11 protein-coding genes and 2 pseudogenes are annotated in these 11,968 nt (G+C 69.7%); 5 read left to right on the top strand and 8 right to left on the bottom strand.

Going from position 1 to position 11,968, the window contains the following annotated elements; all coding sequences use genetic code 11:
- The 4 genes and pseudogenes from ACXAID_RS13405 to ACXAID_RS13390 form a co-directional block, all read left to right on the top strand.
- Positions 1-990, top strand: a pseudogene (locus ACXAID_RS13405) (DAK2 domain-containing protein); the annotation flags it as partial.
- 1 nt (position 991) lies between these two features.
- Positions 992-3,256 (top strand): ATP-dependent DNA helicase RecG, encoded by a 2,265-nt coding sequence (gene recG / locus ACXAID_RS13400; protein WP_475022709.1) that lies wholly within the window; start codon positions 992-994, stop codon positions 3,254-3,256.
- Entirely contained in the window at positions 3,253-3,960 is a 708-nt protein-coding gene (locus ACXAID_RS13395; RefSeq protein ID WP_475022708.1) for an HNH endonuclease family protein, read from the top strand. The genes recG and ACXAID_RS13395 overlap by 4 nt, the downstream gene beginning before the upstream one ends.
- Before the next feature lie 273 nt (positions 3,961-4,233).
- Positions 4,234-5,094 carry an aldo/keto reductase gene (locus ACXAID_RS13390; protein WP_475022707.1) on the top strand — a complete coding sequence of 287 codons (861 nt, stop codon included), beginning with the start codon at positions 4,234-4,236 and terminating at the stop codon, positions 5,092-5,094.
- 66 nt (positions 5,095-5,160) lie between these two features.
- Here the strand turns inward: ACXAID_RS13390 and ACXAID_RS13385 are convergent, their stop codons facing one another.
- Both ACXAID_RS13385 and ACXAID_RS13380 read right to left on the bottom strand, forming a co-directional pair.
- Positions 5,161-6,048, bottom strand: a complete 888-nt coding sequence (locus ACXAID_RS13385) for a helix-turn-helix transcriptional regulator (protein ID WP_475022706.1) — start codon at positions 6,046-6,048, stop codon at positions 5,161-5,163.
- A 78-nt stretch (positions 6,049-6,126) separates the two neighbouring features.
- Positions 6,127-6,975: pseudogene (locus tag ACXAID_RS13380) on the bottom strand (phosphotransferase family protein).
- Between ACXAID_RS13380 and ACXAID_RS13375 the strand changes: the two are divergent.
- Entirely contained in the window at positions 6,915-7,058 is a 144-nt protein-coding gene (locus ACXAID_RS13375; protein WP_475022705.1) for a TetR-type transcription factor C-terminal domain-containing protein, read from the top strand. The pseudogene ACXAID_RS13380 and the gene ACXAID_RS13375 sit on opposite strands and share 61 nt — an antisense overlap.
- On the opposite strand, the gene ACXAID_RS13370 is transcribed toward ACXAID_RS13375, so the two are convergent.
- The 6 genes from ACXAID_RS13370 to ACXAID_RS13345 form a co-directional block, all read right to left on the bottom strand.
- The gene (locus ACXAID_RS13370) at positions 7,045-7,413 is read right to left on the bottom strand and encodes a DUF2255 family protein (RefSeq protein WP_475022704.1); all 369 of its coding nucleotides are present in this window, start codon (positions 7,411-7,413) and stop codon (positions 7,045-7,047) included. The two genes, ACXAID_RS13375 and ACXAID_RS13370, sit on opposite strands and share 14 nt — an antisense overlap.
- Before the next feature lie 8 nt (positions 7,414-7,421).
- On the bottom strand, positions 7,422-8,216 hold the full coding sequence (locus ACXAID_RS13365) for a carboxymuconolactone decarboxylase family protein (protein WP_475022703.1): 795 nt from the start codon (positions 8,214-8,216) through the stop codon (positions 7,422-7,424).
- A gap of 34 nt (positions 8,217-8,250) precedes the next feature.
- Positions 8,251-8,742, bottom strand: a complete 492-nt coding sequence (locus ACXAID_RS13360) for a (R)-mandelonitrile lyase (protein WP_475022702.1) — start codon at positions 8,740-8,742, stop codon at positions 8,251-8,253.
- A 135-nt stretch (positions 8,743-8,877) separates the two neighbouring features.
- A complete protein-coding gene (locus ACXAID_RS13355; protein WP_475022701.1) occupies positions 8,878-9,642 on the bottom strand; it encodes an energy-coupling factor transporter transmembrane component T family protein in 765 nt (254 codons plus the stop codon).
- The gene (locus ACXAID_RS13350) at positions 9,639-11,129 is read right to left on the bottom strand and encodes an ABC transporter ATP-binding protein (protein ID WP_475022700.1); all 1,491 of its coding nucleotides are present in this window, start codon (positions 11,127-11,129) and stop codon (positions 9,639-9,641) included. The genes ACXAID_RS13355 and ACXAID_RS13350 overlap by 4 nt, the downstream gene beginning before the upstream one ends.
- Positions 11,129-11,740, bottom strand: coding sequence for an ECF transporter S component (locus tag ACXAID_RS13345; RefSeq protein WP_475022699.1), 612 nt, complete (start codon positions 11,738-11,740; stop codon positions 11,129-11,131). The genes ACXAID_RS13350 and ACXAID_RS13345 overlap by 1 nt, the downstream gene beginning before the upstream one ends.
- Between the last annotated feature and the right edge of the window lie 228 nt (positions 11,741-11,968).

Below are 11,968 nucleotides of genomic sequence, written 5' to 3'. Positions count from 1 at the left end.
CCCGAGCGGTCCGCCTACCTGCCCGCACCCGCCGCTGCGGCGGCGGTGCGCCCGGTGCCGGCCCCACCCCAGTTCGAGGTGATGTACCTGCTCGGCGGCTGCGACAGCGACGGTCTCGAGCAGCTGCGGGTGCGCCTCGAGGAGTTGGGTGATTCGGTCGCGATCGCGGCATCGGGCTCCGGGGCCGGCGCCGGGCACTACTCGGTGCATGTGCACGCCGACGACGCCGGTGCCGCGGTCGAGGCCGCGCTGGCCGTCGGAACGCCCAGCCGCATCCAGATCACCGCGCTGAGCGGGGGTGCCGACCGGCACGCCGGCGGGTGGAGCCGCGGGCGTGCGGTCCTGGCAGTCGTCGACGGGGACGGGGCCGAGCACCTGTTCGCCGGCGAAGGTGCGCAAACCCTGCGTCCGGAACCCGGGGCCCCGGTCAGCGCCCAACGGCTGCTGCATGCGCTGGTCAACACCGGTGCCGCCCAGGTGATGGTGCTGCCCAACGGGTACATCGCGGCCGAGGAGCTGCTGGCCGGCTGGGCCGTCGCGTCGGACTGGGGCATCGAGATGGCGCCGATCCCGGCGGCGTCGATGGTGCAGGGCCTGGCTGCGCTGGCGGTGCACGATCCTGAGCGCCGGCTGGTCGACGACGGTTTCACGATGGCCCGCGCCGCTGCCGGTGCCCGGCACGGATCGGTGCGGGTGGCCGCTGAGGAAGCGCTGACCTGGGCGGGAACCTGTAAGCCGGGTGACGGGCTGGGCATCGCCGGCAACGAGGTCGTCATCGTCGGCGAGAACGTGGTGGCCGCCGGTGAGGGTCTGATCGACGTGCTGTTGGCCGCGGGCGGTGAGCTGGTGACGGTGCTCACCGGCGACGGGGTCGGGGAGGACGTCGCCGACGCGCTGACCGCCCATGTGCGCGAGAACCATCCCGGTACCGAGATGGTGTGCTTTCACACCGGCCACGGTGGGGACGCGCTGCTGATCGGGGTGGAGTGAGATGGCCACCCTGGCTGACCGCCTCGATTTCGTGATCGGCAAGAAGGCCGCCGATCAACTCGCGCAGTACTTCGGCATCGGCACGGTCGGGGAGTTGGTGCGCTACTTCCCGCGCAAGTACAGCGACGCGATGACCGTCCGCGGGGAGGGCGAGACCCTCGATCTCGAGGAGGGCGAGCACGTCACGTTCGTCGACACCATCGCCAAGGTCGAGTCGAAGTGGACCAACCGCACCCCCAGACGCGAGTTCCTGGTCGTGACGCTGGGGAACCGCCGTCCCGCGGTGACCGCGACGTTCTTCAACCCGAAGTACCTGAAGAAGACGTTGGTCGAGGGCGCCCGGGTGATGTTGTCCGGTGAGGTCGGCTATTTCCGCAGCACCATGCAGCTGACGCATCCGGCGTTCATGGTGCTGCGCGACGGCGGCAAGGGTGTGGGCAGCAAGTCCCTGACCTCCATGGCCGACGCGACCGGAGCGTCGGGGGAGGACCTGCTCACCGAATTGGAGAAGGATTTCTTTCCGATCTATCCGGCGAACTCCAAGATGCAGACCTGGGAGATCTACGCGTGCGTGCGCCAGGTGCTCGACGTGCTCGACCCGGTTCCCGAACCGTTGCCGCAGGCCTATGTGCGCGAACACGGTTTGATGTCCGAGGACTCCGCGCTGCGGGCCATCCACCTCGCCGAGAACGCCGCCGAGCGCGCGCGGGCGGTCGAGCGCCTCACCCACGACGAGGCCGTCGGGCTGCAGTGGGGGCTGGTGGTGCGCCGGCACGGTGAGCTCGGGGAGTCCGGTCCACCGGCGCAACCGCGCCCGGACGGGTTGGCGGCAGCCATGACCGGCCAACTGCCGTTCGAGCTGACCGCCGGACAGCGCGAGGTGCTCGAGGTGATCTCGGCTGAGCTCGCATCCGCGCGTCCGATGAACCGCATGCTGCAGGGTGAGGTCGGCTCGGGCAAGACGATCGTGTCGGTGCTGGCGATGCTGCAGCTGATCGACGCCGGCTACCAGTGCGCGCTGCTCGCGCCGACCGAGGTTCTGGCCGCCCAGCACGCCTTGTCGATCCGCACCATGCTCGGGCCGCTCGGGATGGCCGGGCAGCTGGGCGGTGCCGAGGAGGCCACCCGGGTCGTGTTGCTGACCGGGTCGATGTCGGCGCAGCAGAAGCGCGAGGTGCGCGACGAGGCCGCATCCGGGCAGGCCGGCATCGTCATCGGTACGCACGCGCTGCTGCAGGACGCCGTGGAATTCCACCGGCTCGGCATGGTGGTGGTCGACGAGCAGCACCGATTCGGTGTGGAGCAGCGAGACCGGTTGCGGGCCAAGGCCCCCGAGGGTGTCACCCCGCATCTGCTGGTGCTGACCGCCACCCCGATTCCGCGGACCGTCGCGCTGACGGTGTACGGCGACCTGGAGACCTCGATCCTGCGCGAGTTGCCGCGCGGGCGTCAGCCCATCACCACCAACACGATCTTCATCCGGCAGAAGCCGAGCTGGCTGGACCGTGCGTGGGCGCGGATCGTCGAGGAGGTCGGCGCGGGCCGGCAGGCCTACGTGGTGGCTTCCCGGATCGACGAGAGCGACACCGGGGCGCAGGACAAACCCGACAAGCCGGCCGGCAAGGGCAAGAAGGGGAACAAGCAGGCCCAGGAGTCCGGGCCTGCGCCGGTGACGGTCGTCGACCTGTTCGCCCGGCTGCAGCGCGGTCCGCTGGCGGGGCTGCGGCTGGGGTTGATGCACGGCCGGCTGCCCGGCGATGAGAAGGACGCCGTGATGGCGGCGTTCCGTGCCGGTGAGATCGACGTGCTGGTGTGCACGACGGTCATCGAGGTCGGTGTCGACGTGCCCAACGCCACCGTCATGGTGGTGATGGACGCCGACCGCTTCGGCATCAGCCAGCTGCATCAGCTACGCGGCCGGATCGGGCGCGGACGGCATGCCAGCCTGTGTCTGCTGGCGACCAATCTGCCCGAGGAATCCAAAGCCGGACAACGGCTCAAGGCGGTGGCGGGCACCCAGGACGGCTTCGAACTCGCCGAGCTCGATCTGCGTGAGCGCAGCGAGGGCGACGTGTTGGGACTCAGTCAGCACGGCCGTCCCATCACGTTGCGCTTCCTGTCGCTGTTCGAGCACCGCGATGTCATCCTGGCTGCTCGCGACCTGTGCGAGGCGGTCTACGACTTCAACCCGGGCGACCCCGGCATGGCATCGCTGTCGGCGCCGTTCACCGACACCGACCGCGTCGAATACCTGGACAAGTCATGAGCCGCAAGCACATCCTGTGGTTGTCGGTGGCGGTGCTGCTCGCCGTGGTCGTCGCCTACCAGGTGTCGGCCACGGGCTCACGTCCCTCGGAGTACATCGCCCGGGCCGACATCCCGACCGTCGCCCCGGGTGTCGACGTGCTCGAAGGCATCGCCGTGATCCCCGACCGGGTCAGGGGATACGACTACCGCCGCGATGCGTTCGGCAGGTCCTGGACCGACGACACGACCGCCCCGGGCGGCCACAACGGCTGCGACACCCGCAACGACATCCTGGACCGGGATCTGATCGACAAGACCTATGTGGCGATTACGCGCTGCCCCGACGCGGTCGCCACCGGGGTGCTGCTCGATCCGTACACCAACGCGACGGTGGCATTCACCCGCGGCGAACAGACCGGTGCCGACGTGCAGATCGATCACCTGGTGCCGCTGGCGTTGGCCTGGGATCTGGGGGCGCGCAGCTGGACCGAGGAGATGCGGGTGCGCTTCGCCAACGACCCGGCCAACCTGATCGCCGTCGCCGGAGATGCCAACCAGGACAAGGGGGATCAGCAGCCGGCCCGGTGGATGCCGCCCAACGAGGCATTCCACTGCCAGTACGCCATGCAGTTCATCGCGGTGCTGCGCGGCTACCGGCTGCCGGTGGACGCCGCGTCGGTGCCGGTGCTGGAGCAGGCGGCGCAGAGTTGCCCGGCGGCCTGAACCGCCCGGGCGGGAGCTGCCGGTCGCGTTGGTACAACAACCCCTGAACTGCGCACGGGCGTCAGGGGTGTACTGCGAGTACCTGGATCACCGGCCACTGTCGCGACATCGATCCCCGGTGTTCAGTGGTGATAGCGGGACGGCACGTCCGGGCCCGGCGGGCGCTCCTCGCGGCGGCTTTCCCGACGGGTCGGGGACACGTGGGCGCTAATCGGGTACCCCACCGGGGAGCGCAGGCATCGACCGTGGTCGCAAGCAACGAGAGGAGACGCAGTGATACTGCAGGAGAACTACACACTGTCCAACGGGCTCGAGATCCCCAAGCTGGGGCTGGGCACCTGGATGATCGACAACGACGTTGTCGGGCAGGCCGTCAGGGACGCCCTGGACATCGGCTACCGCCACATGGACACCGCACAGGCCTACGGCAACGAGCAGGGCGTCGGCGCCGGCCTGCGGGACAGCGGGGTGAAGCGCGAAGACGTCTTCGTCACCACCAAGGTCGACGCGGGCGCCAAGACCCACCGGGACGCGGCCGCAAGCATCGACGGCTCGCTGGAGAAGCTGGGTCTGGACTACATCGACCTGATGATCATCCACAGCCCGCAGCCCTGGGGCGATTTCGGCGGCGAGAACCGCTACTTCGCCGAGAACCGCGAGGTGTGGAAGGCCCTCGAGGAGGCGCACCAGGCCGGCAAGCTCAAGGCGATCGGGCTGTCGAACTTCCAGAAGGCCGACGTCGACAACATCCTGGACGCCGCCACCGTGAAACCGATGGTCAATCAGATCCTCGCCCATATCAGCAACACCCCGCACGATCTGATCGCCTACACCCAGGACCACGGCATCCTGGTCGAGGCCTACTCGCCGGTGGCGCACGGCGAGCTGCTGAAGAACGAGGAAGTGGCCACACTGGCAGACAAGTACCGCGTGTCGGTGCCGCAGCTGTCGATCCGCTACTGCCTGCAGCTCGGTACGTTGCCGCTGCCCAAAACCGCCAACCCCGATCACATGCGCAACAACGCCGACGTCGACTTCGAGATCTCCGAAGCCGACATGGACACCTTGAAGAACGTCGAGGACATCAAGGATTACGGCGACGCCAGCGTGATGCCGGTCTTCGCCAAACCCTGAGCCAGGGGCGAAGAAGCGGGCGTCGTACCTTCGGGTATGACGCCCGCTTTTCGATGGACGCGGTTGTCAGCGCTGGGGAATGTCGCTGGGAGACTGCGCATCCTGCGGGGCCAACGTGGTGGCCGCCCAGCTTGCCAGCAGCTGCAGCCCCTCAGCCGAGCGGGACGCGGGCTCGGCGGTGTAGGCGGTCAGCCGCAGCCCGTTGTCGCCGGGCAGGTCCATGGTGTCGTAGCTCAGCGTCAGGTCGCCGACGGCGGGGTGTCCGAATGTCTTCGTGCCGTTGTAGTGGGTGCGCACGTTGTGGGCGGCCCAACGCGTCCGGAACTCGGTGCAGCAGGTCGAGAGTTCACCGACCAGCGCGGTCAGGCCCGGATCGTGTGGATTGCGGCCGGCCTCGGTGCGCAGCAACGCCACCGCGACGCTGGCCGCGCCGTCCCAGTCCGGGTAGAAGTCGCCGGCCGCGGGGGCGAGAAACGCGAATCGGGCCAGGTTCGGCTTCGGGGACTCGAACTCGTAGGCCGGCCAGTACAGGGCGCGGCCCAGCGTGCTGGCCGCCACCAGGTCCATCCGGCCGTTGCACACGATGGCCGGCACACCGGTCATGCCGTCGAGGACTCGCTGCAGGCTGGGGCTCAGCTGGGGGCGCCGGGTGGCCCGCCGGGTGCGGGGGGTGGCGTTGGCGGTCTGCGCGAGCCGGAACAGATGCAGCCGTTCGGCCTCGTCGAGCTGCAACGCGGTGGCGATCGCCTCGAGCACCGAATCCGACACCCCGGAGAGATTGCCGCGCTCCAGACGGTTGTAGTAGTCCACGCTCACACCGGCCAGTGCGGCCACCTCTTCGCGGCGCAACCCGGGGACGCGCCGTCTTCCGTAGGAGGGCAGATTGGCCTGTTCGGGGGTGATCTTGGCGCGCCGCGTGGTCAAGAAGTCACGGATGTCGCTCTTGCTGTCCACGACTCCAGGCTAGGCCGCATGCAGCGGAAGTGGGATGTACTGGCATTACCTGGATGGCCAGGTCCCGCCGGCCTGCGCTCACGCCCGGCGGGCCGGTCGCAGCGCGGCGAGTCCGTCGGCGACCAGGGCCGGTACCGCGTCGGCGGCACCCTCGGCGGTGGGATCGCCGCCGGTGCCGCTGCGGGCCCGGTGGGTGATGCCCTCGGCGATGACGGCCAGCTTGAAATACGCCAACCCCAGGTAGAAGTCCCAGTCGCCGAGGTCCCGGCCGGAGCGCCGGGTATAGCTCTCGGCCAGCGAATCGACGCTGGGCAGGCGCGAGCTGGTCCACGCGGCGGAGGTGCCGAGCACCGTGTCGAAGGCCGGCGAGCGGTACACGCACATCAGGGCGACATCGGTCAGCGGATCGCCGAGCGTCGACATCTCCCAGTCGACGACCGCGCGAACCGGCTGCGCGCAGTCGGGATCGAGCAGGGTGTTGTCGATGCGGAAGTCCCCGTGCAGCACGGCGGCGTCACATGCGGCGGGAATCCGGTCGGACAGCAGGGCGGCCAGCTGGTCGACGTCGGGCCGATCGTGCAGCCGGACCCGTTGCCACTGCTGTGACTACCGGTTCACCTGCCGGGTGAGGAATCCTTCGGGTCTGCCGAAGGCGGCGAGCCCGACCGCGGCGGGTTCGACCGCGTGCAGATCGACCAAGGCTGCGACGAGTGCCTCGGTGACGACCGTGATCTCGCCGTCCGACAGGGACGCCAGGTCGTCTGCGCTGCGGATCGCCGACCCGGCGACGAACTCGACGACGCTCAGTGGGGAGCCCGTCACGGAGCCGTCGGCGTCCAGAGCCACGGTCCGGGCGGTGGGTACCGGTGTGGCTTCCAGCGTGCACCTCGCTGCCACAGTGGTTTCGGGCCGGCGGCGCGCTGTCACCCGAAGACATCGCCCGCTCCTATGTGTCGTTCGCGCTGGCGATGCTCGGCGGTGACGGCGCCGGCCGGCCTATTCCGGAGTGAGCTTCATGGTGGTCGACGCGGCCTCGTCGCTTGTCATCGCGTCGACATAACCGTTCGCGCCGTACTTGTCGCGGTAGGCTTGGTCCACCGCGCCGGCTGCGATGTCGGTGGCTGCCGTGAGCGAGACCCTATACTCGTTGCCGTGCAACGTGATCCGCCCGTGCGGGTACCGCTGTGCGTGGCGGTACCAGTCGCCGTCGGCGCCGCGGTAGGAGCGCACGAGGAGATCGTCTCCGCTGCGGACCACCCAGATCGGCTTGTAGGCGCGAGCCGAACCATCCCGGCGCAACGTGGTGATCTGGATTTCGTTCGCCTCGCCGATGGTGTCGAGGTCCTGTGGGGCCCAGTCGGTCATGGTCGCCGTCAATTCCCGCGGCTGTCGAAGACGTGGCGGAATACCGGCAGCGCGGAGAACACGTTGGGCCAGCCGGCATAGAACGCCAGCTGCGTCAGCACCTCGCCGGCCTGTTCCTGGGTCAGGCCGTTGTCCATCGCCCGGCCGAGGTGGAAGGTGATCTGGTTGACCTGTCCGTTGGCGACCAGCGCACTGACGGTGACCAGGCTGCGGTCACGCGGTTCCAGGTCGGGGCGCAGCCACAGGTCGGTGAACAGCACGTCGGTGGTGTATTGCTCGACGCCGGGGGACACGCCGCCGTAGTTCTCCTGCACGTTGGCCAGGCGGGCAGCCTCGGTCTGCTGGTCCAGTGGCATCAATTCCGGTGCAGCGGAGGGCAACTCTGCGCTGTCGATGTCGCGTTCGGCGAACACGGGCTCCGCGGCGGTGACCGCGGCCTGCGCGTTGGGCCAGCCGGCGTAGAAGGCCAGGTGGGTGATGATCTCGGACACCTCGCCGGCGGTCACCCCGTTGTCCAGTGCGGCGGAGATCTGCTCACGCAGGTCCGCGGTCTGGTTGCGGGCGATCAGCGAGGCGACCGTGACCACGCTGCGGTCGCGGGCCGACAGCCCGGGCCGTTGCCACAGTTCGGATTCGACGATCTGGTCGCGGTAGTCGGCCAGGGCGGGTGACACCGCTTCGAGGTTGACCGAAGACTGTTCGCCGGCGGTCGAGTCCGGGCCGTCGTTCTGGCCACAGGCCGCGGTCCCTATCGAGACGGTGGTGAGCGCCGCGGCCAGCAGGGTCCATCGGGGCATCTTCATGGGGGAGACCTTTCTCGGGCAGCCGGTCGAGCCGTCAGCCCAGGTACTGCTCGTCGCTGACGTGTTCCATCCAGTCGACGGCCTTGCCGTCGACCGGCTCCTGCAGGGCGATGTGGGTCACCGACTCGGTGTCGGTGGCGCCGTGCCAGTGCTTGACACCCGGCGGGGTCCAGATCGCATCGCCCGGGTTCATCTGGATCTTCTCGCCGCCCCATTCCTGCACCCACCCGGTGCCCGAGGTCACGATCAGCGTCTGACCCGCCGGATGGGTGTGCCATGCGCTACGTGCGCACGGGGTGAAGGTCACCTCACCGGCGCCGGTGCTGCGCACCTCGTTGGGGTCGAACAGCGGCTTGACGCTGACCTCGCCGGTGAACGTCTCCGCAGGGCCCGGAGAGGCCGGCCGGCTGTCGTCGCGCGAGATCTCCATGGGCTGCTGTTCCTGGGCGCCGGCCGGGGTCGCCTTCCACATTCCCAGCGGGACGGTCGCCGCCGTCAGCGCGGCCAGGGTGACGATTCGCTTCATCGCGTCCTCCTCGGAAAGTCGTCGTCGATGCTCATCACCCACGATCGCCCTCGCTGGATCGCCCAACCAGTGCCCACCTATCCATGTACTGACAGACCACCCCAGCAATCGGTCGGGTGCTCGGTTGGTCGCGGGTCAGCGGCCGATGAAGTCCCAGGTTCCCGCGGCGACCGACACGGCCACCGCGGTGGCCGCGATCCCCAGCCCGGCGCCGACCAGCGCCAGCTCACGCCCGCCGAACGTCGACGGCCGGGCCCACGTCCGGGTGGGGTAGGCCCCGAAACCGCGCGCCTCCATGGCGGTCGCCAGCTTGGATCCGCGTCGCAGCGCGAAGACCAGCAGGGCGAAGGCCTGGCCGAGGACGCGGCGCACCCGGTCCTTGTCGGCGACGCCACGGGCCCGCCGGGCATAACCCAGGTATTGCCAGTCCTGACGCAGCAGACCGATCAGCCGCAGCCCGGCCAGCGCCCCGACCACGAACCGGGCGGGCAGCCGCAGGTTCTGGGCCAGCCCGTCGGCCAGTTCGGTCGGGGTGACATCGATGAACAGGAACACCGAGGGCAGCGCGATGGCCAGCACCCGCAGGAACATCGCCAGGGCCAGGTCGATCGAGCCATCGCTGACGTTGACCAGCAGAAAATGCCAGTGAACGGTGCCGCTCGGCTCACCGTAGAGCAGGTTCGTCAACGCGGTCAACGCGGCCGCGACGGCGACGATCGCTCCACGCAGCACCGCGGTGCGCCCGCGGACCCCCAGCGCGAGGAACAACGGGATCTCCAGGACCAGGGCGGTCAGAGCCGACACCCAGTCGACGCTGAGCACCAGCACGACGGCGATCACCGCGGCGGTCAGCAGCTTGGCCACCGGGTTGACCGCGGCCGGTGCGCCGGCCGCGGTCACCGGCGCCGCTCCTCGTGGCCCGGTGAAACGAGTTCGATGCGTTCGTCGGCGAGCAGCTCGACGAACTCCTCGTCATGGGTGGCCGCGACGACGGCGGTTCCCTCGTCGGCGATCTCGGCGAGCAGCGTGATCAATTCCAGCCAGGTGCGCCGGTCCTGCCCGAAGGTCGGTTCGTCGAGGACGATCAGCCGTGGTCGGGTGATCAGCACGGTCGCGACCGACAACCGGCGCTTCTCCCCGCCGGAGAGGGTGTAGGGATTGCGGTCGGCCAGATGTGCCAGCCGCAGGCGGTCCAGCAGCGCGTCGGCCAGGCGGGCGACGTCGCGCTCGGAGCGCTTGAGTGCCTTCGGCCCGAGCATGATCTCCGCCCGCACGCTCCCGGTGAGGAACTGGTGTTCGGGATCCTGGAAGACGGTGGCGATCCGGGTCAGCAACTCGCGGGAACGCCACCGTGCCGGCTCGCGGTTGCGCCCCGACGGAGAGAAGTCCGGCGCCGCTTGCAGGCTGCCGCCGCTTGGCGGCAGCAGCCCGCCGAGGGTGAGGGCCAGCGTCGATTTCCCGGTGCCGTTGGGGCCCGTCAGCGTGGTCACCCGGCCCTGGCGGATCTCGAAGTCGAGTCCGGCGAGCACCGGCGGGGCCGAGCGGTAGCCGACCTCGAGTCCGGTGGCGACCAGCAGCGGTTCGGCGGCGGCCGGGCGGTGCCGGGGGATGGCCCCGACGGGTTCGTCGGGCACCCAGATGCCCGACCGCACCAGCCGGTCCCGCTCGCCGGTGACGGTGCGCTCGGGCGGCCCGTCGGCGACGACGTCGCCGTCGGGGCCCAGCACGACGACCCGATCGACGACGGGCAGCCAGGTCTTGGTCCGGTGTTCCACCACCACGACCGTGGCGCCGGTGCGGTCGGCGGCCGCACGCACCGCATCGCGGACCTCGAGTACCCCGGACGCGTCCAGGTTGGCCGTCGGCTCGTCGAGCAGAATCAGGCCCGGATCCATCGCCAGCACCCCGGCCAGGGCGAGGCGCTGCTTCTGTCCCCCGGACAGCGTCGAGGTGTCCTGGTCTACCGATAGTTCCAGGCCCACCGAGTGCAGTGCGGCCCGTACCCGCGGCCAGATCTCGGCGCGGGGAACCCCGAAGTTCTCCATCCCGAAGGCGACGTCGTCGCCCACCCGGGAGAGGATCACCTGCGAGTCGGGGTCCTGCAGCACCATGCCGATGCGGGCTCGCCGCGTCGACGGCGGGCCGCCGTCGACGAGAAGGCGACCGGCCTCGTGCCCCTCCTCGGAGCCGCCGAGCAACCCGGCCAGACCCTGCAGCAGGGTGGACTTGCCCGACCCGGAGGGCCCCAGCACCAGGACACGTTGCCCGGCTGCGATGGTCAGGTCCAGACCGCGCACCGCCCACTGCCGTTGCCCGGCGTGCTGCCAGCCCCAGTCCGACGCCGCGACCTCGGCGCCGCCCCGGCCGGCGGTGGTCGCATCCGGCATCAGGGAGTGGGGCTGGCGAATGCCCTGCCGGACTCGAACCGGCTCAGTGCTCCGGTCCTGGCCAGACCGCGCACCACGAACCAGGACAGCACCCCGGCGATGACGGCGCCGGAGACGACCGCCGAGGCGGTGTAGATGACCCCGAACGCCGTCGTGGCCCCGGGGTACCAGAGGATCAGATCGTTGACGGCCAGGGCCAGCCCGGAGGCCGCGCCGGCCAGAATCGCCACCGGCAGGTTCCAGCGCCGGTACAGGAAGACGGCGAAGATCAGCTCCGCACCGAGCCCCTGGACCAGACCCGACTCGATGGTCAGTACCCCCCACTGGTTACCGACCAGCGCCGAAACGGTTGCCGCGACCAGCTCGCCGTAGAGTGCGGCTCCCGGTTTGCGGATGACCAGCGCGGTCAGCACGCCTGCGAACAGCCAGCCGCCACCGGCCAGTGCCTGCAGGCCGGGAAGCAGCGCACTCAGCGGTGCGCTGATCGGGTTGTGTGCGACATTCCAGATCACGAAGACCAGGCCGGCGGCGACCGCCAGCACGCTGGCCACCACGATGTCGACCACCCGCCACCGCAGGGCGGATGTGATGTCGGGGTTGGGCTGATCCATCGCAGACTCCTCGTCGGGGGGTGCGGTCCGAATGAGATCGAACCGACTTCAAAACAGGTGATGTGAAACGGGATTCGAACGGGTACCGCGACGGCGGGGTACGCCGGACGGGCCCGGACAGGGTTCAGATCGGTGTTACGTGACGAACAGTGATCACGCGCATCTCCCTACGCCGGCATTACCCGGTCAGGTTCGTACGGTCGACAGCCGGTCAGCCGTCCTCTCAGC

It is taken from the genome of Mycobacterium sp. ABE4_509 (genome assembly GCF_056160785.1).
The sequence above is the reverse complement of the archived record's forward strand: the minus strand, read 5'-3'. Positions and strand labels throughout refer to the sequence as shown.

Excerpts from the sequence above, each read along its gene's own strand:
- recG (WP_475022709.1), top strand. The coding sequence starts at position 992 with ATGGCCACCCTGGCTGACCGCCTCGATTTCGTGATCGGCAAGAAGGCC.
- ACXAID_RS13395 (WP_475022708.1), top strand. The coding sequence starts at position 3,253 with ATGAGCCGCAAGCACATCCTGTGGTTGTCGGTGGCGGTGCTGCTCGCC.
- ACXAID_RS13370 (WP_475022704.1), bottom strand. The coding sequence starts at position 7,413 with ATGACCGACTGGGCCCCACAGGACCTCGACACCATCGGCGAGGCGAAC.
- ACXAID_RS13365 (WP_475022703.1), bottom strand. The coding sequence starts at position 8,216 with ATGAAGATGCCCCGATGGACCCTGCTGGCCGCGGCGCTCACCACCGTC.
- ACXAID_RS13360 (WP_475022702.1), bottom strand. The coding sequence starts at position 8,742 with ATGAAGCGAATCGTCACCCTGGCCGCGCTGACGGCGGCGACCGTCCCG.
- ACXAID_RS13350 (WP_475022700.1), bottom strand. The coding sequence starts at position 11,129 with ATGCCGGATGCGACCACCGCCGGCCGGGGCGGCGCCGAGGTCGCGGCG.
- ACXAID_RS13345 (WP_475022699.1), bottom strand. The coding sequence starts at position 11,740 with ATGGATCAGCCCAACCCCGACATCACATCCGCCCTGCGGTGGCGGGTG.